We start from the raw sequence: 26,123 nt of genomic DNA, 5'->3' as shown, positions 1-26,123 counted from the left end.
CGCGTCGGGGTCAGATCGCGGGGACAAAGCCTTGGATCACCGCCTGCAGTTCGTACATCCAGATGTTCCAGAGGCCCGACACCATGAGCAGGCCGATCGCGATGAGGAGCGCGCCGCCGATGATGTTGATGGTGCGGATGTGGCGGCGGAAGAAGGCCATCGAGCCCGTCACCCAGCCGAACCCGAGGGCGACCAGCAGGAACGGGATGCCGAGTCCGATGCAATAGGCGAGGCCGAGCAGCACCGCACGGCCCGCCGAGGCGGAGTCGGCGCTGAGGGTGAGGACGACGGCGAGCGTCGGGCCGATGCACGGGGTCCATCCGAGGCCGAACACGACGCCGAGCAGCGGCGCGCCCGCGAGCCCGGTCGCCGGCCGCCACGACGGCTTCACCGTGCGCTGCAGGAACGTGAACTGGCCGATGAACACGAGGCCCATGACGATGAGCACGACGCCCAGGATCCGGGTGATGACCTCGCCGTACGCGTTGAACCACGCGCCCGCGACACCCGCGAGCAGGTTGAAGGTGACGAACACGACCGTGAACCCCGCGATGAACAGGAGCACGCCGAGCACCAGCCTGCGACGGTTGCGTCGTTCCTCCGCGGCGATGGCGGAGGCATCCGTGAACCCGCCGAGGTAGCCGAGGTAGCCCGGCACGAGGGGCAGCACGCACGGGGAGAGGAACGAGACGAGACCCGCCGCGAGCGCGATGGGCACGGCCGCGAGCAGTTGCCCGTTGAGCACGATGTCGCCGATGCCGCCCATGCCGTCGCCGTCTCCGCCCTTCGCTCGCGCCCCGCGCCTACGCCTGCTCGGCGAGGAGCGTGTCGATGATCGACTCGAGGATCGAGGCCTCGGTGAGCTGGCCGAGCACGCGTGCCGCGACGCGGCCCTCCTGGTCGAGCACGATCGTCGTCGGCACGGCGGCGGGAGGAACGTCGCCCGCGAAGGCGAGCTGCGCAGTGCCCGACTCGACGTCGAGGATCGAGGGGTAGGTGACGCCGTAGGTCTCCTCGAAGGAGGCCGCGGTGCCGGCCTGGTCGCGCACGTTCACGCCGACGAAGCTCACCGCGTCGCCCGCGAAGGACTGCGACACCTCCTCGAGGATGGGCGCCTCGACCCGGCACGGAGCGCAGCCCGCGTACCAGAAGTTCACGACGGTGACGTCACCGCGGATGTCGGCAGAGTCGAACGTGCCGCCCTGCACCGTCTCGCCCGAGAACTCGATGGACTCACCGCGCTGCGCCTCCGCGAACTCGGAGATGGTGCCGTCGCCGGCGATGTAGTTCTTGCCGCTGCCCTCGCGGTACTGCTCGGCGAGCGGGTCGCTCGTGCATCCGGTGAGCAGGAGCGCGGATGCCGCGACGAGCGCGACGAGGCGAACGCGCATCACACCGCCCCCACGTCGGTGGCCTGAGCGGCGAGGCCGGCGGCGGGGTCGCGGTATCCGACCTCCGCGAACCGGCCGCCGCGGAGCTCGAACGACGTGATGCTCGACAGGGCGCACCGGCGCCGACGCGGGTCGTGCGCGAGCGACTTGCCGGCGACCCGGCGGTGCACCATCCAGATCGGCAGCTGGTGGCTGACGATGACGGCGTCGCCGGACTCGGTGGCATCCCACGCGTCGTGCATCGCGTGCAGCATGCGGCGCGAGATCGAGCGGAACGGCTCGCCCCAGCTCGGCTCCCACGGGTTCACGAGGAACGTCCAGTTGCGCACGTCGCGGAGCGCGGACTCGCGCCCGTGCATCTTCAGGCCCTCGAAGCGGTTCTCGGGTTCGATGACGCGCTCGTCGAGCCGGGCCTCGAGTTCGAAGGCCTCGGCGATCGGCTCGGCCGACTGCTGCGTGCGCTGCAACGGGGAGGAGACGAGGAGCCCCACGGGACGCTTTCGGGCGAGCAGGTCGTCGGCCGCGGCCTGCGCCATCTGCCGGCCGAGGTCGGAGAGACCGTAGCCCGGCAGGCGCCCGTAGAGCACGCCCTGCGGGTTGAAGACCTCGCCATGGCGCACGAGATGGATCTGCTCGGCCGGCACGGTGTCCAGTCTAGAGAGGCGTTCCCTTTGAATCCGCCGAGGGTGCGGTCGTCCGGGCCACCGGATGACGGGACCCCCGCGGGTAGGATGGTCGATCGTGACCTCACGCACCCTGATCAAGAACCTCGCCGCACTGCCCGACGGCCCCGTGACCGTCGCCGGGTGGGTCGAGACCGTGCGCGATCAGAAGAAGGTGCAGTTCGTCATCCTGCGCGACGAGACCGCCGCCGTGCAGCTCGTGAACCCGGCCGTGCGCGAGCTCGACCCAGAGGGCGTGAGCGTCGGCGCAGCCGAGGCGCTCGCCCTCACCGAGCAGATCTCGGCCCTCTCGCATGGCACGTTCGTGACCGTCACGGGCGAGCTGAAGCACGACGAGCGCGTGAAGCTCGGCGGCCTCGAGGTGAAGATCGGCTCGCTCGACGTGGTGTCCGCGGCCCTCGAGACCCCGATCGCAGCCGACTCCAGCCTCGACAAGCGCATGGACTGGCGCTTCCTCGACCTGCGCCACCCGAAGCAGCACCTCATCTTCCGCATCCAGACGACGTTCGAGCACGCGCTCCGCCAGTACTGGATCGACAACGACTTCATCGAGATCCACACCCCGAAGCTCATGGCCAGCGCCTCCGAGTCGCGCGCCGAGCTCTTCGAGGTCGGGTACTTCGACACCACGGCGTACCTCGCGCAGAGCCCGCAGTTCTTCAAGCAGATGGCCCAACCGGCCGGATTCGGCAAGGTGTTCGAGATCGGGCCGGCGTTCCGCGCCGACCCGTCCTTCACGTCACGGCACGCGACCGAGTTCACCTCGATCGACGCCGAGATCAGCTGGATCGACTCGCACGACGACGTCATGCGCATGCACGAGGAGCTCCTCGTCGCCGCGTTCACCGCGGTCAAGGAGAGGCACGGCGCCGAGATCGCCGAGCTCTTCGGCGTCGAGCTGCAGGTGCCGACGACGCCCTTCCCCCGCATTCCGCTCGCCGAGGCCAAGCAGATCGTGGCCGACCACGGCTACGTCGTGCCTCGCGCCGACGCCGACATGGACCCCGAGGGCGAGCGCCGCATCTCGCAGTACGTCAAGGAGACGTACGGCCACGACTTCGTGTTCCTCACCGACTACGACTCGAGCATCCGGCCGTTCTACCACATGCGCAACGCGGATGCCCCGGGCCTCACGAACTCGTACGACCTCGTCTACAACGGGGTCGAGATCTCGACCGGCGCGCAGCGCGAGCACCGCATCGACGTGCTCATCGCCCAGGCGAAGGAGAAGGGGCTCGAACCAGAGGAGCTCGAGTTCTACCTCGACTTCTTCCGCTACGGGGTGCCCCCGCACGGCGGCTTCGGCATGGGCCTCGCGCGCGTGCTCATGCTCATGCTCGAGGAGCACTCGATCCGCGAGACGACGTACCTGTTCCGCGGCCCCACGCGCCTGCTCCCGTAGTCCCCTCACTCCCCCTGCACCTCGCCGCCGCTCGCGCCGCACCGCGCGGCCGGGCCCCCGCCCTGCCCCGCCCGGGGAGAAAACACATGAGAATCCGCTCCATCCAACCCACAGGGCCGGCGCGGGCCGGATTCTCATGTGTTTCTTCGCCGCGGGCGTAGGGTCGAAGCGTGACGGATGCCACGGGGATGGTGCGCATCGAGGGCGGCACGTTCACCATGGGGTCGGCCGAGTTCTCCGCCGACGAGACCCCCGTGCACGAGCGCAGTGTCGACGCGTTCGAGATCGACCGGCACCCCGTCACGAACGAGCAGTTCGCCGCGTTCGTCGAGGCGACAGGCTACGTCACCGTGGCCGAGCGGCCCATCGATCCCGCCGACGTGCCGGGAGCGGATCCCGACGACCTCGTGCCGGGCGCACTCGTGTTCACCCCGACCCCGGGCCCCGTCGACCTGCGCGATTGGCGGCAGTGGTGGCGCTGGGTACCGGGCGCGAGCTGGCGGCATCCGTTCGGCCCCGGGTCATCCGTCGATGACCGGCCCACGCACCCGGTCGTGCAGGTGAGCTTCGCGGATGCCTCGGCCTACGCGACCTGGGCCGGCAGGCGCCTGCCCACCGAGGCGGAATTCGAGTACGCCGCCCGCGGCGGCCTCGAGGGTGCGCGCTTCGCCTGGGGCGACGAGGAGCGCCCCGGCGGCCGGCTCATGGTGAACCGCTGGCAGGGCGACTTCCCCTACCGGAACACGGGCGCCGAGGGGTGGGTCGGCACCTCGCCGGTCATGACGTTCCCGCCGAACGGGTACGGCCTCTACGACGTGACGGGCAACGTGTGGGAGTGGACGACCGACTACTACACGCCGCGCCACGAGATGCCCGGCGAGGCACCCGCCGTGCCCGTGGAGCCGGGCGATCGCCGGAACCTGCTCGCCGAGGCATCCGCCGAACCCGGCTCGCGCATTCCCCGGCGGGTGCTGAAGGGCGGATCGCACCTCTGCTCCCCCGACTACTGCCTGCGCTATCGGCCGGCCGCGCGATCACCGCAGGCCGACGACACCGCCACGACCCACATCGGCTTCCGGTGCGCCCGCGACGCGGCCTGAGCCCCAGTCAGATGCGCGGCGGGGTGCGCGTCGCCTCGGGCAGGTCGTAGACCGCCGGTCCCTCGATGCGGCGGCCGGATGCCTCGAAGCGCGAGCCGTGCAACGGGCAGTCCCAGGTCGACTCGGCGTCGTTCCAGTTGAGCACGCCCCCGAGGTGCGTGCACACGGCGCGCACGGCGCAGGTGCGTCCGTCGACCGTGGACACGCCGTACGGCACTCCGCCCCGATTCACCACGGTGCCCTGGCCTTCCGCGGGCCGCTCCGCGGGCGCCGGATTCCCCTGCGCCTCCGCCCAGCCCGACGCGAGGTTGCGTGCGACGCGGCCGGCCTCGGCGACGCCGCGCCCGACATCGCCCGGCATCGTGATGCGCGTGCCGATCACGCGCATCCACGGTCGGCGCTCGAACCACGGCACCCGGAGGATCTCCGACGAGATGCGGATGGCCGCTGCGACGCCGTTGGTGAGCCCCCACTTGCCGTAGCCGGTGGCGACCCAGACGCGGCCACGGCCACGGGGCATCCGCCCGACGAACGGCACGAGATTCAGCGAGTGGTAGTCCTGTGCCGCCCACCGGTGGGTGAGCTCGGCGCCCGGGAAGTGCTCCGTCGTCCAGTCGATGAGGTCGCGGACCTTCGCCTCGGTGGACGGCTCCTGGCCGACGGGGTGGTCGTTGCCGCCGACGAGCAGCAGCGGCGGCGCGTCGGAGCCCGAGACGCCCGGGACGCCGGGAGCTGCCGCCGGGTCGGGCGTCGTGCGGAGGGTCCGCGTCGGCTCGTCCACCGAGAGGAACAGCCCGGGCGGCGGCGGCTCCGCGACGCGGTACGCGGTGAGGTAGCTGCGCGAGGCCTGGAGCTTCGAGAAGTAGAGGCCGCGATCGAGGATCGGCGTGCCGGTCGCGATGACTGCGGCATCCGCTCGGATCGGGCCCTCGAGCGTCTGCACCTCGACCGGCCCGCCGGCGTGCACGCCCTCGACGCGCACGCCCTCGACGAGCACGCCGCCCTCGGCGACGAACACGCGCGCCATCGCCACGGCGAGTCGGTAGGGATCGAGCGCGAGCTGCCCGGGGAGCGCGACGGCGCCCGCGAACGGGAAGCCCACCGGCATCCGATCGACGCGTTCGACCGGCAGCCCCGCCTCGAGCGCGGCGGCGAACTCGCGGTCGACCGTGCGGAGTCCGTCGTCGGCGGCGGCGTAACTGTAGGCCGTCTCCTCGCTCACGGGCACGCCGTGGTGCTGCGCGAACTCGGCGATCCACCGCTGCCCGTCGAGGTTCGCCTCGACGTAGGCGCGCGCGAGTCGCGCAGAATGAGAGCGGCGGATGCGGTGCAGCAGCGAGCCCTGCAGCACGCTCGCCTTGCCCGTGTTCGCGCCGGTTGCGAGCGCGGCAACGCGCGTCCCCTCGACGACCACGACCTCGAGGCCGCCGCGCACGAGCATGAGCGCCGTCGCGAGGCCCGTGATCCCGGCGCCCACGACCGCCACGTCGAAGCGGCCGGGGGGCAGCTCAGCCGCCTCGTATCGGGAGCTGGGCAGCTCGTCGTCGTCGCCCGGCGTGGCCGCGTCTCTCCAGAGGCTCGTCATGCGCCCAGTCAAGACCGCGGGCGTGGGGTCGGCAACTGCTTGACGGTTCCGGATGCCCCGACTACGGCGTCACCCGGCGAGCAGCGCCGTCTTCAGGCGCACCGGGTCGATGCGCCAGTAGTTGTGCACCTCCCCGTCGATGAGGAGCACGGGGATCTCCTCCGCGTAGCGGGCGGCGAGCTCCTCGTCGTCGAGGATCGAGCGCTCGTCGAGCAGCAGGTGCGGCGCGGCATCCGACGCCTCGACCTCGGCCATCACGGCCTGCACGACCTCGCGCGCGTCGTCGCAGAGGTGGCAGCCGGGCTTGCCGATGAGGGTCAGGCGGATGTCTCGGGTCACGCGTTCCAGCCTAAGCGCCGGTCCGTGGCGCGCACCCGTCCGGTGTTTCCGGTCCCGCGCAGCGTGCCCGCTCCACGGGGCACCCTGCGCGGGAACGGAACCGTGGGGCAGGTGGGGGCCGGCCGGGCACAGCGAAAAGCGCCAGGCCAGGGCCTGACGCTCAGCCGGTCGTGCGGGACGACTACTTCTTGTTGCGACGCTGGTGACGCGTCTTGCGCAGCAGCTTGCGGTGCTTCTTCTTCGCCATGCGCTTGCGGCGCTTCTTGATGACGGAACCCATCAGAACCTCACAGAAAAAGTCGAATCGGCCGCGCGTGCCGCAGCCGTGGGCGGGAAAGCCTCGGGGTAGTCTATCGGATCCGCGCAAGCGCCCTCTTCGCATGCGTTAGCGTCGATGGATGCACGTCACCGACCTCGTCATCCGCACCACGAACGAGGAGGACTGGCGCGAGTGGCGCGAGCTCCGCCTGGAGATGCTCCGCGACTACCCGCTCGCCTACGGCGAGACCCTCGACCATGCGCTCACGGTCGACGAGGCGGGCTGGCGCGTCCGCGCCGCGCGCGGCACCGCACCACGGCAGACCTCGATCGTCGCGATCGACGGCGGGCGCTGGATCGGCCACATGGGCGGGTACATTCCGGATGCCACGAGCGGTCCGGTGCTCGTCGGCGTCTATGTCGCGCCGAGCCACCGGGGCGAGCGGGCGGGCGTCTCCCGGCTGCTCCTCGACGCCGTGGAACGCTGGGCGCTCGGCTACGGCGACACGCTCCGCCTCGAGGTGCACGAGGAGAACCCTCGCGCGATCCGCTTCTACGAGAAGCTCGGCTTCACGCTCACCGGTCGCAGCCGCGAGTACGAGCTGGAGCCCGGCGGTCTCGAGCTGGAGATGATCAAGCCGCTGCGCTGACGGTCCCTGAGCCTGTCGAAGGGACACGGCAGCTTCGACAAGCTCAGCGACCCTCCGCCGGCGCTAGCGGCGCTACCTGCGCTTCTTCGAGGCGACGACCGTGGTGACCTGATGGGCGGTCTCGGCGAAGGCCTTGCCGATCGCCGACGCGAATGCGCGCTGGTCCTCGTTGAGCGAAACGGCCTCGGCCTCGGCACCCGCGAGCGTCGCGGCATCGGCTGCGGCATCCGACGACACGAACGGGATGAGCCAGTCCTCGAGCACCTCGAGCGGCCCACGATCGAGGTGGTAGTAGCGGTGCTGACCCTCTTCGCGCACGCCGACGAGTCCCGCCTCGCGGAGCACCTTCAGGTGCTTGGAGACCGTGGGCTGGCTGAGCCCGAGGGTCGAGACGATCTCGGAGACGCTGATCTCGCCGCCCGACTGCGGAGCCGCGGTCTCCCGGTCGAGGAGCACGGCGAGGATGTCGCGCCGGGTCGTATCCGCCACCACGTCGAAGATGTCCGCCATGCGACAAGGCTAGTCACTCATGGCGGGGAGTACCATGACTCACGCGATCGGTGACGGCACGTGAGGGGGCTCGATGCGCGCACAGCCATTGGGCCGCGGTGGGCGGGGCGACCCGCGGTCCTGGCTCGGACGCGTTCGCGACGCCATCGACGGCCTGGTGCGGAGCTCCCCCGCCCGGTTCGCGATCCTGGTGTTCGCCGGCCTCATCATGATCACGACGGCGCTGCTCAGCCTGCCAATCGCGCGGGCCGGCACCGCCACCGGTGGCACGCCCCTGCACGACGCGTTCTTCACCGCCGTCTCGACGATCTGCGTCACGGGCCTCACCACGGTCGACATGGCGACGCACTGGTCGCCGTTCGGCAACGCGGTCATCTTCATCGGCATGAACATCGGCGGCATGGGCGTGCTCACGCTCGCGTCGATCCTCGGCCTCGTCGTCTCCCGGAGGCTCGGGCTGCGGGCGAAGCTCATCGCGGCGAGCGACACGAACCCGTCTCGCGTGCACGCGGGGCCCGTCGCCGAACGCCAGGCGGTGCGCCTCGGCGAGGTCGGCGGGCTGCTCACGACGGTCGCGGTCAGCACGCTGTCGATCGAGGCGGTGATCATGCTCGGCATGATCCCGAGCGTGCTCGCGCAGGGCTACGACGTCGGCACGAGCGTCTGGTACTCGGCCTACTACTCGGTGAGCGCCTTCACGAACACCGGCTTCGCGCCCAACCCGCTCGGGCCGATCGAGTTCTTCGACGATTACTGGTTCCAGTCGCTGCTGATGCTCGACGTGTTCCTCGGCAGCCTCGGATTCCCGGTCATCTTCGCCTTGCTGCGCACCTGGCGAACGCCGCACCGTTGGAGTCTCCACGTGAAGCTCACGCTCACGACCACCGCGGTGCTGTGGCTCGCCGGTGCGCTCACCTTCCTGGTGCTGGAGTACGACAACCCCGACACGTACGGCCGGTTCGGCTTCGGCAAGACCCTCTACGAGGCGTTCTTCATGTCCACCATGACCCGCTCGGGCGGCTTCGCCACCATCGACATGTCGGACCTGTACGGGTCGAGCCTGCTCGTCACCGACATGCTGATGTTCGTCGGCGGCGGCTCCGCGTCGACGGCGGGCGGCATCAAGGTGACCACCCTCGCGGTGCTCTTCCTCGCCGCGTACGCCGAGGCCAAGGGCGCGCCCTCCATGGAGGCGTTCGGTCGGCGCATCCCGCGCGACATGCTCCGGCTGTCGGTGAGCGTCGTGCTCTGGGGCGCGACGATTGTGGCCGTGTCCACGGTGGTGATCGCCCAGATCAGCAAGCAGCCGCTCGATTTCGTGCTGTTCGACGTCATTTCGGGCTTCGCGACGTGCGGCCTCTCGACCGGCCTCACGGCCGATCTGCCGCCCGAGGGCAAGTACGTGATGGCCGCCACCATGTTCATGGGGCGTGTTGGTACAGTGACTCTCGCCGCAGCACTGGCGGCCAGCCAGCGCCGGCAGTTGTTCAAGCGTCCGGAAGAGAGGCCCATCGTTGGTTGATCGGATCAAGCACGACGCGCCGGTGCTCGTCATCGGCCTCGGCCGCTTCGGGGCGGCGACGGCAGGGCAGCTCGACCGCCTCGGCCGTGAGGTCCTCGCGGTCGACGACGACGAGGCGCTCGTGCAGAAGTGGGCCGAACGGGTCACCCATGCCGTGGTCGCCGACGCGCGGTCGATCGAGGCGCTGCAGCAGATCGGTGCCCAGGACTTCTCGATCGCCGTGTGCGCCGTCGGCTCGTCGATCGAGGCATCCGTGCTCATCACCGCCAATCTCGTCGACCTCAGGATCCCGCAGATCTGGGCCAAGGCCATCTCGGCGTCGCACGGCAAGATCCTCGAGCGCATCGGCGCGAACCACGTCATCTACCCCGAGCGCGAGGCGGGCGAGCGCACGGCGCATCTCGTCAGCGGACGGATGCTCGACTTCATCGAGTTCGACGACGACTTCGCCCTCGTGAAGATGTACCCGCCGAAGCCGATCCGCGGCCGGACCCTCAGCGAGTCGGGCGTGCGAAGCCGGCACAACGTGACGGTGGTCGGCGTGAAGAGCCCCGGCAAGCCGTTCACGTACGCGACCGAGAAGACGGTCGTCACGAACCGCGATCTCATCATCGTCACCGGCACCGAGGGCGACATCGAGAAGTTCGCGGCGCTCGAGTAGCTCCGAGGAGTTCGCGGCACTCGAGTAGCGGGGCGGGCGCCGCCCGTCAGGCAGCGAGCATGCCGGCGAGGTTCACGAGGCCCGCCGTGCCCGCGATGGCGAGCAGCACGAGCCCGACGAGCCGCACGGCGCGCCGCCCGCCGGGTGGCTCGTGGAGGCGCAGCCGATCGGGCTCGCGCTCCTTGTAGAACGCGCGCTCCTCCTCGGCGTCGACGACGTGCGCGCGCTCGTCCTCGCTGAGTCGCCGCTGATGGAACGCCCCCTCGGCGAACCATCGCACGGTGCTGCCGTGCTCCTGGTCGACCACGACGGCGTCGGTGGGCAGCCACCGACCGTCGGCGAGCCGGATGACGAGGGCGATGAGCAGGCAGGCGAGCGACCCCCCGAGCGCGATCCAGCCGATCACCTCGGCGACGGCCGCGACCACCTCCGCTGCATCCATACGATCACGGTAGCGAACCGGATGCCTCGGGGCCGACCTGTGTCGAGCCGACGTGCGGCTGAGCCGACGTGCCGTTGGTCCCGGCGCGGATGCCGGGGCCGGGCGTAGCATCGCGCATATGGACACGGTGATCAGTTGCCGGCGCCTCGAGAAGCGGTTCGGACGCACGGTCGCGCTCGACGGACTGGACCTCGAGGTCGGCGCCGGTGAGATCCACGGCTTCCTCGGGCCGAACGGGGCGGGCAAGTCGACGACGCTGCGCATCCTGCTGGGGCTCGCGCGCGCGAGCGGCGGCACGGTGCGGCTGTTCGGCCGGGATCCGTGGACGGACGCCGCCGACCTGCACCGCCGGATCGCGTACGTGCCGGGTGACGTGACGCTGTGGCCGAACCTCAGCGGAGGCGAGGCCATCGACCTCATCGCGCGACTGCGGGGCGGCACGGCCGACCGTCGCGCCTACGCGGCGCGGAAGGCGCGGCTCATCGAGGCCTTCCAGTTCGACCCGCGGGTCAGGGGCCGGGCGTACTCGAAGGGCAACCGGCAGAAGGTCGCCCTGATCGCCGCGTTCGCGACTCCGGCCGAGCTGTACCTGCTCGACGAGCCGACGAGCGGCCTCGACCCGCTCATGGAGGTCGTCTTCAACCGCGAGATCGATCGGGTGGCGAAGGACGGGGCGACGGTGCTGCTCTCGAGCCACATCCTCTCCGAGGTCGAGGAGCTCTGCGAGCGAGTGAGCATCATCCGCGCCGGGCGGCTCGTGGAGTCGGGCACCCTCGCGGATCTGCGACACCTCACGCGCTCGACGGTCGCGTTCGTGCACCTGCCGGGGCAGGAAGCCGCGATCACGACGATCGACGGCGTGCACGACCTCGTCGTGGACAACGGACGCGTGCGGTTCACGGTCGACAGCGACCGGATGGCCGGGGTCCTCCCGGAGCTCGGACGGCTGGGCGTGCAGGGTCTCACGGTGAGCCCGCCCTCACTCGAGGAGCTCTTCCTGCGTCACTACGGCGACGACCTCGCACTGACGGGCGTGACGGAGCAGCCGTGACGCGTCTCGGCGTGCTCCTGCGGCATCGGCTGCGGCGCGATCGGGTGCAGCTCGTGCTGTGGTCGGTCGGCACGGCCGCGCTCGCGCTCATGGCCACGACCGCCGTGACGAGCACCTTCGGCGATCTCGCCGAACGTGAGGGCATCCTGCGGCTCACGATGGCAGCGCCGGCGATCCTGATGTTCCGCGGAACCCCGAACGGCGCGGAGGAGGGGCCGTTCGTGTTCTTCCTCATGTTCGCGTTCCTCGCTGTGCTGGCCGGCCTCATGAGCACCTTCCTCGCCGTTCGTCACACGCGCGGCGACGAGGAGACGGGACGGGCCGAGCTGGTCGCCTCGACGCCCGCGTCGCGCCTGCTGCCGACGACGGCCACCGTCGTCCACGGCGTGCTCGCGGACGTGGTCGTCGGGCTGGCCGTGGCGCTCGCGTTCCTCTTGACCGGGCTGGATGCCGCCGGCTCGTTCCTGGCCGGCGCGGCGGTCGCCGCGTGCGGGGTGGTGTTCCTGTCGATCGGGCTCGTCTTCGCGCAGCTGTTCCGCACGTCGCGCGCGGCGAACGCCGCGGGAGTGGCGGCGGTCATCGCGGCGTACTTCGTGCGCGGCATCGGCGACGCCGCGGGCGAACCGTCGGCGGACGGGCTGCAGCGGACGCCGTTGTGGATCAGCTGGCTCTCGCCGATCGGGTGGGGGCAGCGCACCAACGCGTTCGCCGAGGACGACCTCGTGCCCCTCCTCCTGCCGCTCGGGTCCGCGGTGGTCCTTGTCGCGCTGGTCTACGTGTTCCAGTCCCTGCGCGACAGCGGCGCGAGCGTGCTGCCCGGCTTCCGCGGGCGCGACCACGCCGGCCCGATCCTCTCGGGTTCCCTCGGGCTCGCGTGGAAGCTGAGCACGGGCGCGGTGATCTCGTGGGCCGCGGGCGCCGCCGTGATGGGCGCGCTCGCCACCTCGCTGACCCCGCTCGTCGACGAGCTCGGATCCGACGTGCCGGAGGTCGCGATCCGCCTCCAGCAGATGACGGGAGCGGATGCCACGCTCGAGCAGGCCCTCACCACGACCTTCTTCAGCGTGATCGGCATCCTGTCCTCCGCCTGCGCGTTGCAGCTCGTCATGCGGGCCAGGCAGGAGGAGGCGCACGGCACCGCGGAGACGGTGCTCGCGACCCCCGTGCCACGGCAGCGGTGGCTCGCCGAGTACGGCGCGGTGGCCTTCATCGGCGTGGTCGTCGTGATCGGGGTCGCGATGCTCGGCGCCTTCGCCGGAGCGCAGGCGGCCGACGACCCGGCCGGCGTCTGGGGCGACGCGGCGCAGGCGGCGATCGCGCAACTTCCCGCGGTGCTCGTGTTCCTCGGTATCGGCATGCTGCTGTTCGTGCTGGTGCCGCACGCCATGATCGGGCTCGCGTGGGCGGTGCTCACGCTCGCCGCGTTCTTCGGCGTGTTCGGCGAGTTGCTCGGGTTGCCCGACTGGGTGCACGACCTCTCGCCGTTCGCACACTCCCCCCTGCCCATCGGCGACGACGTCGACTGGACCGGCGGAATCTGGATGCTCGTGATCGCCGCGGCCGCGGTCGCCGTCTCGATCGTGCTGATGCGCCGCCGCGAGCTCGTCACGGCGGGCTGACCTCGCCCAGAATTCAGGAACGCACGCCGACACCCTGTTGCAGAATTCAGGACGCGAGCGGACGCCACGTACAGGCGCGTACGGTTCGCGAGCGTCGGAGCGCTCAGGCCCCGGCGGCGAGCTCCCTGGCGCGTGCGAGCGCGGCATCCGTCGCCCGGTCGAAGACCTGCTTGAGGTTCGCCTCCTCGAGCACCGCCACGGCGCGCTCGGTGGTGCCCTTCGGGCTCGTCACGCGTCGGCGGAGCTCTGCGGGGTCGTCGTCGGATGCCGCGAGCAGCTCGCTCGCGCCGCGGAACGTGCCCTGCACCATCAACGCCGCCTGCTCGGGAGTGAAGCCCTTGTCGATCGCCGTCGCCGTGAGCTGCTCGATGAGGAAGAAGACGTACGCCGGGCCGGAGCCCGAGATCGTCGACAGCGCATCGAGCTGCGACTCGGGCACCACGAGCACGTCGCCGACCGTGCCGAACATCGCCACGGCGAGCGCGAGTTCGTCGTCGCTCGACCGAGTGCCGGCCGAGACCCCCGTGACGGCACGCCCGACGACCGCGGGCGTGTTCGGCATCGAGCGGATCACGGCGACGTGCTCGGGCAGCAGCGACTCGAAGGTGGCCACCGTCACGCCGGCCGCCACCGACACGACGACGGTGCCGGGCTCGAGCGCATCCGCGATCTCGCGCAGCAGGTCGGGCACCATGGCGGGCTTCACCGCGACCACGACGAGGCCCGCGCCGCTGACGGCCGAACGGTTCGCCGCGGCATCCGTCTCGGTCGCGAAGGAGGTGACGCCCGGCAGGTCGGCGAGCTCTGCAGCACGTGCGGCCGAGCGGTTGGTGGCGCGGATACCGCCCTCGATCTCGACCCCCGGCTGGAGCAGTCCGGAGAGGATCGCGCGGGCCATCGACCCCGCCCCGAGGAACGCGATGGCGGGCAGCTTCACGGGCGTCGCGACTGGCATGCGACCATCCTAGGAGCGGCCGCGCAAGCCCCCCGGGGCGAGCGTGTCGTCGCCGTCGCGGCCATCCTAGGATTGCCGTATGAGCGCATCCGGCGGGACAAAGGCCATCATCGCGGCATTCCTCGCGAACACGGGCATCGCCCTGACGAAGTTCATCGCGTGGTTCTTCTCGGGTTCGGCCTCGATGCTCGCCGAGGCCGTGCACTCGGTGGCGGATGCCGGCAACCAGCTCCTCCTCATCCTCGGCGGACGCCAGGCGAAGAAGAAGGCCGACAAGGAGCATCCGTTCGGCTACGGCCGCGAACGCTACGTGTACGCGTTCGTCGTCGCGATCATCCTGTTCTCGGTCGGCGGCATCTTCTCGATCTATGAGGGCGTCGACAAGCTGCAGCACCCGCACGAGCTCGAGAACTGGTGGCTGCCGATGCTCGTGCTCTCGATCGCGATCGTGCTCGAGTCGTTCTCGCTGCGCACGGCCGTGGTCGAGTCGAACCACGTGCGCGGCAAGCAGAGCTGGGTGCAGTTCGTGCGGCACGCGAAGGCGCCCGAGCTTCCCGTCGTGCTGCTCGAGGACATCGCGGCCCTCCTCGGCCTCGTCTTCGCGTTCATCGCCGTCGGCCTCACCGTGCTCACCGGCAACCCGCTGTTCGACGCGATCGGCACCCTCATGATCGGCACGCTGCTCATCCTCGTGGCGATCATCCTCGGCATCGAGACGAAGAGCCTCCTGGTCGGCGAGGGCGCGACCGAGGCCGACCACGACAAGATCGAGCGTGCGATCCTCGCGGGCCCCGAGGCGGATCGCATCATCCACATGAAGACGCTCTACCTCGGACCCGACGAACTGCTCGTCGCCGCCAAGGTGGGCTTCCACGGCGACCAGCGGCTGCAGGAGGTCTCGACAGCGACCAACGTCATCGAGCAGCGCATCCGCGAGGCGGTGCCCGCCGCCCGGGTCATCTACGTGGAGCCCGACGTGTACGTCGACCCGACGGCGGCGGCGCCGCCGACCGACGCGATCGTCATCAAGGGCCTCGAATGACGGATGCATCGTTCCCTGAGCTCGTCGAAGGGAACTTCGCTTCGACGAGCTCGGCGAGCCGGCCGAGGACTCACCGCACCGCGCTCGTGCTCCGGCACGACTCCGCGATCGGCCTCGGCAACCTCGGCCCGACCCTCGAAGCGCACGGCTACGAGATCGTCACCGTCGACGCGCCCCACGCCGATGTCTCGGCCCTCGACCCGCTGGCACCCGACCTCGTGGTCGTCCTCGGCGGAGACGAGGCGGCGTACGAGACCGACCGGTTCCCGTACCTCGCCGACGAGATCGCGCTGCTCTCGGCACGCATCGAGGCGGAGGCGCCGATCTTCGGCGTGTGCCTCGGTGCGCAACTGCTCGCGAAGACGCTGGGTGCAGAGGTGCGCAGGGGGCCGCGCAAGGAGGTCGGCTGGCTCACCGTGGAGCCGACGCCGGCCGGTGCCGCGTCGCCGGTGCGCCACTTCGCCGGCGTGCCGACGGTGCAGTGGCACGGCGACACGTTCGACCTGCCCGACGGCGTCGACCGGCTCGCCACGTCGCCGCAGTACGAGAACCAGGCGTTCGCCCGGGGCGAGTGGCTGCTCGCCGTGCAGTTCCACCCGGAGGTCACCGACGAGATCCACGAGGACTGGCTGCGCGAGTGGGGCGACGAGCTTCCCGACTACGGCCTCAGCCGCGAGCGGCTGCGCGATGAGCGGGCGTCGTACGGGCCGCGCGCGCAGGCGGCATCCGCAGCCCTGCTCGGCGACTACCTCACGGGACTCGAGGCGCGCGACGCGAGCACAGCCGAGTCAGGCCCGGGGGCGGCGTAGCGGGTCTTCGAAGAAGTCCCTCAGCAGGCGAGCGGATGCCTCGGCCTCGACGCCCGGGAACACCTCGACCTGGTGGTTGAGCCGCCGGTCGCGCAGCACGTCGTAGATGGAGCCCGCCGCGCCGGCCTTCTCATCCCATGCACCGAACACGACCGTCGGCACACGTGCCGAGACGATCGCGCCGGCGCACATGACGCACGGCTCGAGCGTGACCACGAGCGTGCAGCCGGTGAGGCGCCAGTCGCCGGATGCCTCGGCCGCATCGCGCAGTGCCAGCACCTCGGCGTGCGCGGTCGGGTCGCCGGTGAGCTCGCGCTCGTTGCGTCGCGCCGCGATCACGAGGCCGGTGCGGTCGATGACGATCGCACCGACGGGGACATCACGGGTCGCGGGCGCCTGCTCGGCCTCGGCGAGTGCGAGCCGCATCCATTCGCGGTGGATCGGCAACTCCACTGGCACTCCCTCCGACCCTAGACTCGAGCCTATGCGAGTCCACGTTGCCGATCATCCGCTCATCACCCACAAGCTGACGGTGCTCCGCGACGTGAACACCCCGTCGTCGGTCTTCCGCTCGCTCGTCGAGGAGCTCATGACGCTCCTCGCCTACGAGGGCACCAGGGGCGTGCGGGTCGAGCCCGTCGACATCGTGACGCCGGTCGCGCCGACGACAGGCGTGCGCATCGCCGACCCGAAGCCGCTCATCGTGCCGATCCTCCGCGCCGGGCTCGGCATGCTCGAGGGCATGGTGAAGCTCCTGCCGAGCGCCGAGGTCGGCTTCCTGGGCATGGCGCGCAACGAGGAGACGCTCGAGCCCACTACATACGCCGAGCGCCTGCCCGACGACCTCAGCGACCGCCAGTGCTTCGTGCTCGACCCCATGCTCGCGACGGGCGGATCGCTCACGGCCGCCATCGAGTTCCTGCTCGCCCGCGGGGCGACGGATGTCACGGCCATCTGCATCCTCGCCGCACCCGAGGGTCTGCGGGCCGTCGAGCAGGCGCTGCACGGCCGCGAGGTGTCCATCGTGCTCGGAGCGGTCGATGAGCGGCTCAACGAGCACGGGTACATCGTGCCCGGACTCGGCGATGCCGGCGACCGGCTGTACGGCACCGTCTGATATACCTGCGTTTCTCGGGGATCACCCGAAGGATCTTCGGACCGCGACGCGCCAGCGCGGCATCCGAATGCGGAATATTTCTGAGACTCGCGTTTCATCGAAGGATCTTGCGGTCGCGACATCCGCAGCCTCGATCCTCCCGGCTGCCTCCGGCGGCGGCGAACGGTCTGCGCCGTCATACCCCGTCATGCTGCCGTCATGAATTGACACACGCTCGCGTATCGGTTTGACTGACGCCCATGACTGACAGCGCACGCCCCCTGATCGCCTCCGAGGCCCTCAGGACGACCGGCATGATGATGCCGGCGCGCGCGTCCATGTGTTGTCGAATGTGCCGCTGACCGCGACCCGACCGCCGAGTTCCCGTCGCCGATCCGCACCCTGATCGGCCCGGACTCCATCGAACCCGCTCCTCTCTCGCGGGCTCCCCGGCCGAACGGCCATTCGCATCGACCCCTGCAGATCGGGGTCAATCGCCGCATCTTCTTCGCACAAGGATTCCCGTCATGTCGCTCGCATTCGCTCCCGCCCGCACCAATCCCACCGTCCGCAGCACCGTGCGCACCGCCCCGTCGCTGCCGACGACGCCTGCCCGGCCCGTCTCGATCACGTCCCGCACGCTCGAGGCCGCGCCCGCCGAAGCCCAGCAGGCCGCTCGGCCGGCCGCGCCCCGTGTCCGAGCGGTCCCCGACGGCACCGAGGCCCGCGGGTTCGTGCTGTACGTCGGCATCGACGAGGCCAAGGCGGCAGCCGACGGCACCACGCTCCACCGCATCGTCGAGGCGCTGCGCGCCCTCACCGTCGAGATCGCGCCGTCCGCCGAGACCTACGCCGCGGTCGCCCTCGCACCAGAGGGTGCGGGCGGACGTGACGTCGACGTCGTGCGCCTCGCCCTGCAGGACCCGGCCGCGCTCGCCAAGCAGCGTCAGGATCAGGGCGTCCGCGACGACAGCGACCGCCACCCCAACGGCGTGATCATCGACATCTCGCGCAAGCGCGTGCTGCTCGACGGCGAGGCCGCGGGACTCACCTACAAGGAGTTCGAGCTGCTGCAGTACCTCGTGCTGCGCGAGGGTCGCACCATCGACCGGCACGAACTCATCGAGAATCTCTGGGACGCCGACGACGAGGCCCCGAGCGAGCGCACCATCGACGTGCACGTCCGCCGCCTGCGCTCGAAGCTCGCCCACTACCAGGACATCGTCCGCACGGTCCGTGGTGTCGGCTACCGGTTCGACCGGCACGCCGACGTGTCGATCCGCCAGGCTTCCACGCCGTCGCCCGACGTCTACTGAGGCGGGCCCTCCGCGCTCGGAGCTCCAGCCCGACCGAAAAACACATGAGGATCCCGACCACACCTTCCTAGACGGGCGTGTGATCGGGATTCTCATGTGTTTTTCGCGATCCGGCCATGGTCATGACCGGGCATTCGACGGTACGTCGGCAACGGCACGGCGGGCGATTCCGGTGCCCCGGGAGGCGCCGGCAGAAAAATCACAGAATGATAACTAGACGCCGTTACCGATCCGTTATATATTCGGTTACGCACCGGCTGTTTGCTGTGGCGGTTGGTGCGGAATGTGATTGCAGGACACTCTTGGTGCAAGGGAGAGGGCCGGTCGTCAGCCTCTACGACCGGCCCTCAACCGTTCCCGCGGAAGGTTCCCTATCCTTGGAACACGTCCGCTGATCCGGCGAACGAATCGAGGGGAGCACGAGTGGCCGATCGCGCACTCACGGTCGCCGCATGGGAGTCGCTGTTCCGCGCGCAGGTCACCATCCTCCGCGCCCTGGCAGCCGAGTTTCCCAGCGACGTCATTTCGCTGAACGAGTACGACGTGCTCTTCAACATCTCACGGGCGCCACGGCGTCGCCTGAGGCTCAAGGACCTCAACCGCTCGGTCCTCATCACCCAGCCGAGCGTGAGCCGCCTCGTCGACCGTCTCGCCGCGCGCGGACTCGTGGCGAAGACGCCCGATCCGACCGACGGCCGCGGCACCCTCGTCGCCCTCACCGAGGAGGGGTACGCACTCTTCCGACGCGTCGCCTTCACCCACACCGAGGCGATCACGCGCCACGTGGGCAGCGCGCTCGAGGAGCCGCAGCTGCGCGAACTCATCGAGCTCTGCGATCAGCTCCGGCGCTCCGTCGGGGCCGATCTCGCCGACGGTTCCGCCGCGCCGCTGAACGGGGCCGCCGAGAGCGCGTGACACGGGCATGACGGTGGGGTGGGAACCCTACCTCCCACCCCACCGCGGCCCCCTGAAGAGGCCGACTCCCGCCGAGCGACCCGAACTGAGCTCGGCGGGCAGTCCCCGAGGAGCGACAGGAGTCGATGCCACGGCTCGCCGGTGCAAGGCGAACCCGTCGGGTCGGGCCGACTCGGGTTGCTCGAATCGTAATCGCGCGGCGCCCGGACGCACACCGCCCCGAATGAGGGTCAGCGACGGGATGCCGCGCCGTGTCGAACGGATGGGACGCGCCGCCGACGCCGCAGGGTCACGCCGTGGCGGGCCGCTCCGGCCAGGCGACCGAGTCGTCGTACACACCCGGGTGGCGACGCAGGTACGCCGCGATGAAGGGGCACCGCGGCACGATGGTGTCGCCGCTCGCCAGCGCGTCGTCGAGCACGCGCTTCGCGATTCTGCTGCCGAGTCCCTTGCCCTCGTGTTCGGGGAAGACCACCGTGTGGGTGAAGGTGATGCGGCCCGGGTTGGTGCGGTACTCCGCGAACCCCCCGAGCTCGCCGTCGAGCTTCAGCTCATACCGCTGCGCTGCCTCGTTGCGATCGATGGTGATGACGGTCACGAGCGCTCCTCCTGCGTTGTCGGATGCCTCCGGCCGGCGTCGCCGCATGATCCGGCGCTCCGACTACGACGATAGCCGCACCCGGGATCATCCCGGTTCGGAGGGCTCATCCGACCCGTCGACGCCCTGACGCAACACGTACGCGTCGCGGCGGGTTCCCGCGCGGTGCCCGGACCCGGAGGACATCGGGGTGGGTCGTCGCGGCGGGCCGCCGCTGCGCGCGGCGGGCCGCACCCGGCGTGCCGCTGCCTCGCGCCCGACCCCCGGGTGCGGCCGATGGCGGACCGGGACGAGATGACGGCCGCCGGCGGCATCCGGAACTCTCGGATCCGCGTGGGTGATCGCGACCAGCGCGATGAGCCACGCGAACACGAGCGCGAAGGCGACGACCTCGAACACCGTGAGGTTGAAGAGGCCGGCGACGTCGTAGAGCACCATCGCGATCACCTCGAGCGCGATCGACGCGTACGACGCGATCACGAGTGCACGAGGGAGCGAGCTCGCCCACAACTGCGCGCCTACGCACAGGACCGCGAACGCGGCGGCCGCCGACAGGGCCGCCGCATTGTGCAGGTCGGTGGCGCCGTCGATCGGTACGAGGCCCACCCCCATGAGGCTCACCCCGATCACGACGATCAGCAGTCGCATCGTGAGGAGCCCGCCGCGGCGCACGCCGAACCTGGGCTGCAGGAGGGCTCGCGTGAGACTCCCGGACATCCCCGCCATGCCGGCACCCGAGACGACCACGGCGATGTTGAAGCACGCCGCGGCGATGTCGTCGGAGGTGCCGAGCGTGCTGAAGTTACGGGTCCACCACTCGCCGGTGGGGGTGATGCTCATGCTCGCGAGGCTTCCGGCGGCGAGCAGCATCGCCACGAGGTTGAACGTGCTGTACGCCTCGTGCTGCATGGCGTGGTGGTGCAGCCGGTAGGTGCCGTAGCCCAGGCCGCCGCCGATCACCGTGGCGACCGTGGCGTGACCGCCGGGCACCGCCTCGAACGCGGCGCCGGTGAAGTGCACGGCGAGCACCCCGATCGCGCCCCACACGAGCCCCATCGACCGGGCACGGGAATCGCGACCCAGCCCGGGCAGGTGCAGCCGCTCGAGCAGCGAGTGGCCGACACGCGAACCGGATGCCACGACCAATCCTGCTCCGACGGCGGCGCCGAGCGCGATGGCCGGGAGCGCCCAGACGACGTCCTCGCCGTGCAGGTCGAGACCGCCGACCTGCGGCGCGCGGTGGCCCAGCCCGAACTGCGTGGTGAACTCGTGGAAGATCACGATCGTCATCGCGGCGGCGATGAGCATGGCGTAGGTGCGACGGATGAGGCGACCGCCTCGCATCGAGGGTACGTCGACCGGCCGATCGTGTCCCCCACCACCGGCCATCCCGGATCGGACCGTGCGCTCACGCCGACGGCCCGTTCCTCTTGACGATGCCGAGTCGCCCCCGGCCCGTGCACCCCTCATATCCGAACTCTCGATCACGGGAATCAGACGTGTGCCGAGCCTATCCGGGGCCACTGCCATTCACCATCGTCGGATTCGAGCAGGCTCGCCGATACTCGGCGGATTCCCAGCGAACACGCGGGCGCTCGCGTCGTGGCTCGCAGCGCGGCGGCCGCGATCGATGGGGCGGGAATGACGAGAGCGGCCCGCATTCGCGAGCCGCTCTCTCACTGTCTCAACCAGTGTGCGCCCGGAGGGATTCGAACCCCCAACCTTCTGATCCGTAGTCAGATGCTCTATCCGTTGAGCTACGGGCGCATGGCTTGTCGCCTGGCGCTTCGACGCACAACCGGCAACCCCGACACTCTATCCCAGACGCGTCCCCCGCGCCAATCGAGCCGACCTCGAGCCCGACCCCGAGCCCGACCGAGCCTGCCGAACCGGTTCAGCCCGCGTGCTCGGGCCGCAGCGCGTCGAGCGCCACCAGCTGGCGCCGGTTCGCGACCTGCCGATACGACGTCTCGACGAGCTCCGCGAGGAGCGCCCAGTCGGTGTCGGGCGCATCCAGGTCGGCGCCCACCCAGCGAGCGCGATCGTAGTACGGCACTCCGTAGAAACGGCCGTCCTGGAGCAGCGCGAGGTGCTCTTCGGGGTCGGTCTTCACGACGATCGAGAAGGGGTTCTCGGCCGTCGCGGCGACGTGCACGAAGATGGGCTTCGCCGCCCGGAAGGTCGGGCGTCCCCACGCCTCCACCTCCACCACTTCGGGTAGCTCGAAGCAGATCCGCCGCACGCGTTCGATGAGCGGATGCGCCGGGTCGACCACCTGCGGATGCCCCACAGCGGCCAGCCTACGCGGACTCCGTGGCCTGGGGACGATCGCGACTCACGCGTCAAGGCCTGTCCACCTCGGCATGGTCGGCGTAGCGTCGAGATGTCGGATGCGCTTGAGCATCCCGGCACTGGAAGGAGCACCACCATGGACCAGTCGATCGGCCCGGCAGCCGAACCGACGACCGAAGCCCCGCCGCCGGACCCGAAACAGCAGGCCCGCGACATCCTGCCGCCCGTGGAGTACGAGGGCAGCCCGCTCTCGGACCCCGATGCCCGGCAGCGGTCGGTCGATCCGCTCGACCCGCACGCCCCCAGCCGCGCGACGAACGACCCACTCGATCCCGACGGCCACGTCATCTGATCGAACGACCCGCAGCCCCCTCGTCGCCGTCGGCGGTCAGCCGTCGGCATCGGCTGTCAGCCCTTGAGCGTCGGCTGTCAGCCCTTGAGCCCCGATGACGCGACGCCCGTGATGATCTGCCGCTGAGCGAAGAAGAACACGATGATCATCGGCAGCGTCGTGATGACGCTCGCGGTCACGATGATCTCCCAGTGCCACTCGCCGCCGAACCCGAAGGCGTCGACGAGCGATTTCAGTCCTCTCGGCACCGTGAAGGTGTCGGTGTCGCGCAGGTAGATGAGCGCGCGCATGAGGTCGGTCCACACCGCCTGCACCTCGAAGATGAGCGTCACCACGAGGATGGGTCGCGAAAGCGGCAGGGCGATCCGCCAGAACACGCCCCACTGGCTGGCGCCGTCGACGCGCGCGGCGTCGAACAGGTCGCGTGGCAACCCGAGGAAGAACTGGCGGATGAGGAAGATGTAGAACGCGCTGCCGAAGAGATTGCCCGCCCAGAGCGGCGTCAGCGTGCCGACCTGGCCCAACGAGTTCCAGATCAGGAAGACCGGGATCATGGTGACGGCGCCCGGCAGCATCATGGTCGCGAGGACGAGGACGAACAGCGCACCACGCCCGCGGAACCGGAAGTACGCGAAGCCCCACGCCACCATCGCGCTCGAGATCGTCACCGTCACCGCAGCGAGCACCGTGACGATCACGGTGTTCAGCAGCCACAGTGCCAGCGGCGCCTCCAGCCACACCTGCACGTAGTTGTCGAGCGTGAAGGTCTCGGGGATGAGCTTGTTGTCGAAGACCTCGCCGCGCGGCTTGAACGAGGCGCTCACCAGCCAGACGAAGGGGTAGATGAAGACCACACCCAGGAGCGCGAGCGCGATCCACGCGAAGATACGCCCGGGCGAACGACGACCGCGACGCCCGTTGCGACGCAGCTGCTCGACGTCGGCCTGGGTCTCCGTGGTGGCCACCACGGGAACGACCGCATCGCGACGGGGTGCGGGAGCCGCGGCGCCGCCGACGGGAAGGTCGACCTCCACGCCGCTCATCGTTCCTCCCCCTCGTAGTAGACCAGGCGCCGTGAGACGACGAGCTGGATGGCGGTCACGATCATGATGACGAGGAAGAGCCCCCACGCCATCGCCGAGGCGTAGCCCATGTTGAGGAACTCGAACGCCTGCTGGAACAGGTAGATCACGTAGAACAGCGCGGCGTCGTTGCTGTACGTCGTATTGCCCGAGCCGAAGAACGCCGTATACGCCTCATCGAAGGTCTGCAGGCCCGCAATGGTGTTCACGATGATGATGAAGAACAGTGCCGGGCTGATCATCGGCAGCGTGACGCTGAACGAGGTGCGCCAGAAGCCGGCACCGTCGAGCTTCGCCGACTCGTAGAGCGTCTCCGGCACGTTCCGCAGCGCGGCGAGCAGGATGATGACGGATGCCCCGACCGTCCACAGCGACATGAAGATCAGGCCCGGCTTCACCCATGCCGGGTCGGTCGTCCACGCCGGTCCGTCGATGCCCAACCAGCCGAGCACCGTGTTCACGAGGCCGTTCTGCCCGTTGAAGAGCAGCAGGAACAGTACCCCGACCGCCACGGGGGGCGTCATCTTCGGGAGGAAGAAGACAGTTCGGAAGAATCCGGATGAACGGCCGGCACGGTCGAGCAGCAGTGCGAGCGCGAGCGATACCACGACGTACAGCGGCACCTGCAGCAGGGTGAAGAACGCCGTGTTGCCGAGCGCGAGCAGGACCTTCGGATCGGACGCCATCTCGGCGTAGTTCTCGAATCCCACGAAGTTGGGGTCGTTGATCACGTCGTAATCGGTGAGCGAGAGATACGCGCTGTAGATCATCGGCCACGCCGTGAAGACGAGGAAGCCGACGAGCCAGGGGCTCAGGAAGAGCAGGGCCGAGCCCACATTGCGTCGGCTGGCCCGCTTCCGGTTCCGTCGGCGTTCCTCGGGAGTGGTGTGATGGCGATCATCCACCACACCACCCACTGGAGCACTGGTCGCGGCGGACATCACTCCGCCCCGCGCTCCTCGAGCGTGGTCCAGCCCTCGTCGAGCGCCTTCTGCGCGGTCTCCTGGGCCTCGGCGAGCGCCTCCTCCGGCGTCGCCTCACCGTTCAGCACGCTGTTCACGGCATCCTGCAGCGCCTGCTCGAACTCGGCGTCGGCCGGATTCGCGGGCAACGAGAAGGTGTGGTCGTTCGCCTCGTACATCGCCTCGATGCCGGAGTCCCACGGCTCGCCGCCCGAGGTCACCATGTCCCGGATCTCGGCGTCGGCCTCGGCATTTCCGGTGAGGATGCCGGTGAAGGCCTTGCCCTCCGCCTCACGCGCCTCGAGCCGGGCATCGGCCGCGGCACGCCACGCATCCATCGACGTCATCGACTTGGCCCAGCGGCATGCCGCCGCGGCGTTCTCGGTGCCCGACGGGATCGCCCAGGCCGAACCGGAGGCGTACGCGATCGGCTCGCCCGACGTGTCGCGCACCGTGTCGAACGCCATCGCGGCATCCGGTGACACGTCGTTCAGCACGTTGAGGTACCACTGCTCCATCGGCATGGCACCGAGCGTGCTCGTGGCGAACTGGTTGCCCTCGCCGAAGAAGTCGGCCGAGTCGCGGAACGCCTTGACCGCGCTGAACCCGCCCTGGTCGTCGTAGATGCCGACCGCCCAGGTGAGCGAGTCCACCACCTCGGGCGAGTCGAGCTTCGCGGTGCGTCCGTCGTCGGAGATGAGCTCCCCTCCGGCTGCCGCGACCCACAACGGGAGGAACTCCGGCAGCTTGGAGTCGTAGCCGATGACCGACAGCGCCCCGCCGCCCGACTTCGTGAGGGCCTGGTTGGCGGCGGTGACGGCCTCACGGTCGGATCCGTTGACGTCCTCGATGGTGAGCCCTGCCGCGTTCAGCAGGTCGGCGTTCGCCATGGTGAGCTGCACGGTGTTGAACTCGGGGATGCCGTAGATCTTGCCATCGAGGGTGACCTGGTCGACGGCGGACTCGACGAACTGGTCCATCTCGATGCCCTCGCCGTCGATGCACCGCTCGAGCGGGATGATCGCACCGCGCGCGGCGAGCGAGCCGAGCTGGTCTCGATCGGCGTAGATCAGTTCCGGCGGCTTCCCGGACGCGACCGCGGACAGGAACTGCTGGATGTCGAGGTCTCCCTCGATGAGCTCCACCTCGACCTCACCGAGCTGCGTTTTGGTGTATTCCACGCGCGCCGTTCCGACCTCGTCGTCGCCACCGAACCCCATGATCGACAGCTGACCGCTGAGGTCGGCATCGGGGTCGTAGTCGGCGTCGTCAGCTCCGGAGCCGCCGCCAGTGCCCACGGCGCATCCGCTCAGCACCAGCGAGATCGCGGCGGCGCCCGTGATGAGTGCCGCGCCCGTTCGTGATCGAGTCATCGTCATCCTCCGTCTCGGTCGCGGCTCGTGGCCGCTTCGCTCAACGTAGGTTGGGGCAACCCCCCGGAGAAGGGGCTTGACAGAAGCGCTTCTCGAAAAATGGCACCCTGATCAGCGC

29 protein-coding genes and 1 tRNA gene are annotated in these 26,123 nt (G+C 70.0%); 13 read left to right on the top strand and 17 right to left on the bottom strand.

Features of this window, described 5'->3' with window-relative positions; translation table 11 throughout:
- Window positions 1–10: 10 nt before the first annotated feature.
- Genes ACVFI9_RS01660 through ACVFI9_RS01650 form a run of 3 tightly spaced genes read right to left on the bottom strand, consistent with a single transcriptional unit; the run spans window position 11 to window position 2,035 of the window.
- Window positions 11–766, bottom strand: a complete 756-nt coding sequence (locus ACVFI9_RS01660; protein WP_474764311.1) for a cytochrome c biogenesis CcdA family protein — start codon at window positions 764–766, stop codon at window positions 11–13.
- A gap of 37 nt (window positions 767–803) precedes the next feature.
- Window positions 804–1,391: a TlpA family protein disulfide reductase gene (locus ACVFI9_RS01655; RefSeq protein WP_474764310.1), complete on the bottom strand. Its 588-nt coding sequence runs from the start codon at window positions 1,389–1,391 to the stop codon at window positions 804–806.
- Window positions 1,391–2,035 carry a histidine phosphatase family protein gene (locus ACVFI9_RS01650; RefSeq protein ID WP_474764309.1) on the bottom strand — a complete coding sequence of 215 codons (645 nt, stop codon included), beginning with the start codon at window positions 2,033–2,035 and terminating at the stop codon, window positions 1,391–1,393. Before ACVFI9_RS01650 ends, ACVFI9_RS01655 begins: the two co-directional genes overlap by 1 nt.
- 97 nt (window positions 2,036–2,132) lie before the next feature.
- Here ACVFI9_RS01650 and aspS point away from each other — a divergent pair, with 97 nt between their 5' ends.
- Window positions 2,133–3,476, top strand: coding sequence for an aspartate--tRNA(Asn) ligase (gene aspS, locus ACVFI9_RS01645; RefSeq protein WP_474764308.1), 1,344 nt, complete (start codon window positions 2,133–2,135; stop codon window positions 3,474–3,476).
- Window positions 3,477–3,664: 188 nt separating this feature from the next.
- The gene (locus tag ACVFI9_RS01640; RefSeq protein WP_474766349.1) at window positions 3,665–4,576 is read left to right on the top strand and encodes a formylglycine-generating enzyme family protein; all 912 of its coding nucleotides are present in this window, start codon (window positions 3,665–3,667) and stop codon (window positions 4,574–4,576) included.
- A 7-nt stretch (window positions 4,577–4,583) separates the two neighbouring features.
- Here the strand turns inward: ACVFI9_RS01640 and ACVFI9_RS01635 are convergent, their stop codons facing one another.
- The 3 genes from ACVFI9_RS01635 to ACVFI9_RS01625 all read right to left on the bottom strand — a co-directional run bounded on the left by ACVFI9_RS01635 (window position 4,584) and on the right by ACVFI9_RS01625 (window position 6,780).
- Window positions 4,584–6,161 (bottom strand): FAD-dependent oxidoreductase, encoded by a 1,578-nt coding sequence (locus ACVFI9_RS01635; RefSeq protein ID WP_474764307.1) that lies wholly within the window; start codon window positions 6,159–6,161, stop codon window positions 4,584–4,586.
- Between the two features lie 69 nt (window positions 6,162–6,230).
- A complete protein-coding gene (locus ACVFI9_RS01630; protein ID WP_474764306.1) occupies window positions 6,231–6,500 on the bottom strand; it encodes a glutaredoxin family protein in 270 nt (89 codons plus the stop codon).
- Window positions 6,501–6,681: 181 nt separating this feature from the next.
- Complete coding sequence (locus tag ACVFI9_RS01625) at window positions 6,682–6,780, bottom strand: 30S ribosomal protein bS22 (protein WP_003792170.1); 99 nt, start codon at window positions 6,778–6,780, stop codon at window positions 6,682–6,684.
- Between the two features lie 118 nt (window positions 6,781–6,898).
- Between ACVFI9_RS01625 and ACVFI9_RS01620 the strand changes: the two genes are divergently transcribed.
- Window positions 6,899–7,408, top strand: a complete 510-nt coding sequence (locus ACVFI9_RS01620) for an N-acetyltransferase family protein (RefSeq protein WP_474764305.1) — start codon at window positions 6,899–6,901, stop codon at window positions 7,406–7,408.
- Window positions 7,409–7,480: 72 nt separating this feature from the next.
- Here the strand turns inward: ACVFI9_RS01620 and ACVFI9_RS01615 are convergent, their stop codons facing one another.
- Window positions 7,481–7,918, bottom strand: coding sequence for an ArsR/SmtB family transcription factor (locus ACVFI9_RS01615; protein WP_474764304.1), 438 nt, complete (start codon window positions 7,916–7,918; stop codon window positions 7,481–7,483).
- A gap of 73 nt (window positions 7,919–7,991) precedes the next feature.
- Here ACVFI9_RS01615 and ACVFI9_RS01610 point away from each other — a divergent pair, with 73 nt between their 5' ends.
- Both ACVFI9_RS01610 and ACVFI9_RS01605 read left to right on the top strand, forming a co-directional pair.
- Window positions 7,992–9,440 (top strand): TrkH family potassium uptake protein, encoded by a 1,449-nt coding sequence (locus tag ACVFI9_RS01610; RefSeq protein ID WP_474764303.1) that lies wholly within the window; start codon window positions 7,992–7,994, stop codon window positions 9,438–9,440.
- Window positions 9,433–10,101 carry a potassium channel family protein gene (locus ACVFI9_RS01605; RefSeq protein WP_474764302.1) on the top strand — a complete coding sequence of 223 codons (669 nt, stop codon included), beginning with the start codon at window positions 9,433–9,435 and terminating at the stop codon, window positions 10,099–10,101. The genes ACVFI9_RS01610 and ACVFI9_RS01605 overlap by 8 nt, the downstream gene beginning before the upstream one ends.
- A 46-nt stretch (window positions 10,102–10,147) precedes the next feature.
- Here ACVFI9_RS01605 and ACVFI9_RS01600 read toward each other — a convergent pair whose 3' ends face one another.
- Entirely contained in the window at window positions 10,148–10,543 is a 396-nt protein-coding gene (locus ACVFI9_RS01600; RefSeq protein ID WP_474764301.1) for a hypothetical protein, read from the bottom strand.
- A 118-nt stretch (window positions 10,544–10,661) separates the two neighbouring features.
- On the opposite strand from ACVFI9_RS01600, the gene ACVFI9_RS01595 reads away from it, so the two are divergent.
- Window positions 10,662–11,594: an ABC transporter ATP-binding protein gene (locus ACVFI9_RS01595; RefSeq protein WP_474764300.1), complete on the top strand. Its 933-nt coding sequence runs from the start codon at window positions 10,662–10,664 to the stop codon at window positions 11,592–11,594.
- A complete protein-coding gene (locus ACVFI9_RS01590; RefSeq protein ID WP_474764299.1) occupies window positions 11,591–13,213 on the top strand; it encodes an ABC transporter permease in 1,623 nt (540 codons plus the stop codon). Before ACVFI9_RS01595 ends, ACVFI9_RS01590 begins: the two co-directional genes overlap by 4 nt.
- A gap of 103 nt (window positions 13,214–13,316) precedes the next feature.
- On the opposite strand, the gene proC is transcribed toward ACVFI9_RS01590, so the two are convergent.
- Window positions 13,317–14,168 (bottom strand): pyrroline-5-carboxylate reductase, encoded by an 852-nt coding sequence (gene proC, locus ACVFI9_RS01585; RefSeq protein WP_474764298.1) that lies wholly within the window; start codon window positions 14,166–14,168, stop codon window positions 13,317–13,319.
- Window positions 14,169–14,247: 79 nt separating this feature from the next.
- Between proC and ACVFI9_RS01580 the strand changes: the two genes are divergently transcribed.
- Together ACVFI9_RS01580 and ACVFI9_RS01575 are read left to right on the top strand one after the other, a co-directional pair.
- A complete protein-coding gene (locus ACVFI9_RS01580; RefSeq protein ID WP_474764297.1) occupies window positions 14,248–15,210 on the top strand; it encodes a cation diffusion facilitator family transporter in 963 nt (320 codons plus the stop codon).
- A complete protein-coding gene (locus ACVFI9_RS01575) occupies window positions 15,207–16,019 on the top strand; it encodes a glutamine amidotransferase-related protein (protein ID WP_474764296.1) in 813 nt (270 codons plus the stop codon). The genes ACVFI9_RS01580 and ACVFI9_RS01575 overlap by 4 nt, the downstream gene beginning before the upstream one ends.
- Here ACVFI9_RS01575 and ACVFI9_RS01570 read toward each other — a convergent pair.
- Window positions 15,999–16,445: a nucleoside deaminase gene (locus ACVFI9_RS01570; protein ID WP_474766347.1), complete on the bottom strand. Its 447-nt coding sequence runs from the start codon at window positions 16,443–16,445 to the stop codon at window positions 15,999–16,001. The two genes, ACVFI9_RS01575 and ACVFI9_RS01570, sit on opposite strands and share 21 nt — an antisense overlap.
- A gap of 58 nt (window positions 16,446–16,503) precedes the next feature.
- On the opposite strand from ACVFI9_RS01570, the gene upp reads away from it, so the two are divergent.
- From upp to ACVFI9_RS01555, 3 genes are all read left to right on the top strand, one after another.
- A complete protein-coding gene (gene upp / locus ACVFI9_RS01565) occupies window positions 16,504–17,136 on the top strand; it encodes a uracil phosphoribosyltransferase (RefSeq protein ID WP_474764295.1) in 633 nt (210 codons plus the stop codon).
- A 506-nt stretch (window positions 17,137–17,642) separates the two neighbouring features.
- Window positions 17,643–18,431: a winged helix-turn-helix domain-containing protein gene (locus ACVFI9_RS01560; protein WP_474764294.1), complete on the top strand. Its 789-nt coding sequence runs from the start codon at window positions 17,643–17,645 to the stop codon at window positions 18,429–18,431.
- A gap of 423 nt (window positions 18,432–18,854) precedes the next feature.
- A complete protein-coding gene (locus ACVFI9_RS01555; RefSeq protein WP_474764293.1) occupies window positions 18,855–19,346 on the top strand; it encodes a MarR family winged helix-turn-helix transcriptional regulator in 492 nt (163 codons plus the stop codon).
- 289 nt (window positions 19,347–19,635) lie between these two features.
- On the opposite strand, the gene ACVFI9_RS01550 is transcribed toward ACVFI9_RS01555, so the two are convergent.
- From ACVFI9_RS01550 to ACVFI9_RS01535, 4 genes are all read right to left on the bottom strand, one after another.
- Window positions 19,636–19,944, bottom strand: coding sequence for a GNAT family N-acetyltransferase (locus tag ACVFI9_RS01550; RefSeq protein ID WP_474764292.1), 309 nt, complete (start codon window positions 19,942–19,944; stop codon window positions 19,636–19,638).
- Window positions 19,945–20,031: 87 nt separating this feature from the next.
- Window positions 20,032–21,288, bottom strand: a complete 1,257-nt coding sequence (locus tag ACVFI9_RS01545) for a hypothetical protein (RefSeq protein ID WP_474764291.1) — start codon at window positions 21,286–21,288, stop codon at window positions 20,032–20,034.
- Window positions 21,289–21,638: 350 nt separating this feature from the next.
- Window positions 21,639–21,711, bottom strand: a tRNA-Arg gene (locus tag ACVFI9_RS01540).
- Window positions 21,712–21,838: 127 nt separating this feature from the next.
- Window positions 21,839–22,234 (bottom strand): MmcQ/YjbR family DNA-binding protein, encoded by a 396-nt coding sequence (locus ACVFI9_RS01535; protein WP_474764290.1) that lies wholly within the window; start codon window positions 22,232–22,234, stop codon window positions 21,839–21,841.
- A gap of 138 nt (window positions 22,235–22,372) precedes the next feature.
- Between ACVFI9_RS01535 and ACVFI9_RS01530 the strand changes: the two genes are divergently transcribed.
- On the top strand, window positions 22,373–22,588 hold the full coding sequence (locus tag ACVFI9_RS01530) for a hypothetical protein (protein ID WP_474764289.1): 216 nt from the start codon (window positions 22,373–22,375) through the stop codon (window positions 22,586–22,588).
- A gap of 77 nt (window positions 22,589–22,665) precedes the next feature.
- On the opposite strand, the gene ACVFI9_RS01525 is transcribed toward ACVFI9_RS01530, so the two are convergent.
- Genes ACVFI9_RS01525 through ACVFI9_RS01515 form a run of 3 tightly spaced genes read right to left on the bottom strand, consistent with a single transcriptional unit; the run spans window position 22,666 to window position 26,005 of the window.
- On the bottom strand, window positions 22,666–23,631 hold the full coding sequence (locus ACVFI9_RS01525) for a carbohydrate ABC transporter permease (protein WP_474764288.1): 966 nt from the start codon (window positions 23,629–23,631) through the stop codon (window positions 22,666–22,668).
- On the bottom strand, window positions 23,628–24,611 hold the full coding sequence (locus ACVFI9_RS01520) for a carbohydrate ABC transporter permease (protein ID WP_474764287.1): 984 nt from the start codon (window positions 24,609–24,611) through the stop codon (window positions 23,628–23,630). Before ACVFI9_RS01520 ends, ACVFI9_RS01525 begins: the two co-directional genes overlap by 4 nt.
- The gene (locus tag ACVFI9_RS01515) at window positions 24,611–26,005 is read right to left on the bottom strand and encodes an ABC transporter substrate-binding protein (protein ID WP_474764286.1); all 1,395 of its coding nucleotides are present in this window, start codon (window positions 26,003–26,005) and stop codon (window positions 24,611–24,613) included. Before ACVFI9_RS01515 ends, ACVFI9_RS01520 begins: the two co-directional genes overlap by 1 nt.
- Window positions 26,006–26,123 lie beyond the last annotated feature (118 nt).

The sequence above is a fragment of the Agromyces sp. NSFZ genome (genome assembly GCF_056156205.1).
The sequence above is the reverse complement of the archived record's forward strand: the minus strand, read 5'-3'. Positions and strand labels throughout refer to the sequence as shown.

Excerpts from the sequence above, each read along its gene's own strand:
- ACVFI9_RS01580 (WP_474764297.1), top strand. The coding sequence starts at position 14,248 with ATGAGCGCATCCGGCGGGACAAAGGCCATCATCGCGGCATTCCTCGCG.
- ACVFI9_RS01610 (WP_474764303.1), top strand. The coding sequence starts at position 7,992 with ATGCGCGCACAGCCATTGGGCCGCGGTGGGCGGGGCGACCCGCGGTCC.
- ACVFI9_RS01620 (WP_474764305.1), top strand. The coding sequence starts at position 6,899 with ATGCACGTCACCGACCTCGTCATCCGCACCACGAACGAGGAGGACTGG.
- ACVFI9_RS01520 (WP_474764287.1), bottom strand. The coding sequence starts at position 24,611 with ATGTCCGCCGCGACCAGTGCTCCAGTGGGTGGTGTGGTGGATGATCGC.
- ACVFI9_RS01640 (WP_474766349.1), top strand. The coding sequence starts at position 3,665 with ATGGTGCGCATCGAGGGCGGCACGTTCACCATGGGGTCGGCCGAGTTC.
- ACVFI9_RS01560 (WP_474764294.1), top strand. The coding sequence starts at position 17,643 with ATGTCGCTCGCATTCGCTCCCGCCCGCACCAATCCCACCGTCCGCAGC.
- ACVFI9_RS01600 (WP_474764301.1), bottom strand. The coding sequence starts at position 10,543 with ATGGATGCAGCGGAGGTGGTCGCGGCCGTCGCCGAGGTGATCGGCTGG.
- ACVFI9_RS01575 (WP_474764296.1), top strand. The coding sequence starts at position 15,207 with ATGACGGATGCATCGTTCCCTGAGCTCGTCGAAGGGAACTTCGCTTCG.
- ACVFI9_RS01660 (WP_474764311.1), bottom strand. The coding sequence starts at position 766 with ATGGGCGGCATCGGCGACATCGTGCTCAACGGGCAACTGCTCGCGGCC.
- ACVFI9_RS01655 (WP_474764310.1), bottom strand. The coding sequence starts at position 1,391 with ATGCGCGTTCGCCTCGTCGCGCTCGTCGCGGCATCCGCGCTCCTGCTC.
- ACVFI9_RS01635 (WP_474764307.1), bottom strand. The coding sequence starts at position 6,161 with ATGACGAGCCTCTGGAGAGACGCGGCCACGCCGGGCGACGACGACGAG.
- ACVFI9_RS01595 (WP_474764300.1), top strand. The coding sequence starts at position 10,662 with ATGGACACGGTGATCAGTTGCCGGCGCCTCGAGAAGCGGTTCGGACGC.
- upp (WP_474764295.1), top strand. The coding sequence starts at position 16,504 with ATGCGAGTCCACGTTGCCGATCATCCGCTCATCACCCACAAGCTGACG.
- ACVFI9_RS01515 (WP_474764286.1), bottom strand. The coding sequence starts at position 26,005 with ATGACTCGATCACGAACGGGCGCGGCACTCATCACGGGCGCCGCCGCG.
- ACVFI9_RS01625 (WP_003792170.1), bottom strand. The coding sequence starts at position 6,780 with ATGGGTTCCGTCATCAAGAAGCGCCGCAAGCGCATGGCGAAGAAGAAG.
- ACVFI9_RS01525 (WP_474764288.1), bottom strand. The coding sequence starts at position 23,631 with ATGAGCGGCGTGGAGGTCGACCTTCCCGTCGGCGGCGCCGCGGCTCCC.
- ACVFI9_RS01615 (WP_474764304.1), bottom strand. The coding sequence starts at position 7,918 with ATGGCGGACATCTTCGACGTGGTGGCGGATACGACCCGGCGCGACATC.
- proC (WP_474764298.1), bottom strand. The coding sequence starts at position 14,168 with ATGCCAGTCGCGACGCCCGTGAAGCTGCCCGCCATCGCGTTCCTCGGG.
- ACVFI9_RS01570 (WP_474766347.1), bottom strand. The coding sequence starts at position 16,445 with ATGCGGCTCGCACTCGCCGAGGCCGAGCAGGCGCCCGCGACCCGTGAT.
- ACVFI9_RS01530 (WP_474764289.1), top strand. The coding sequence starts at position 22,373 with ATGGACCAGTCGATCGGCCCGGCAGCCGAACCGACGACCGAAGCCCCG.
- ACVFI9_RS01545 (WP_474764291.1), bottom strand. The coding sequence starts at position 21,288 with ATGCGAGGCGGTCGCCTCATCCGTCGCACCTACGCCATGCTCATCGCC.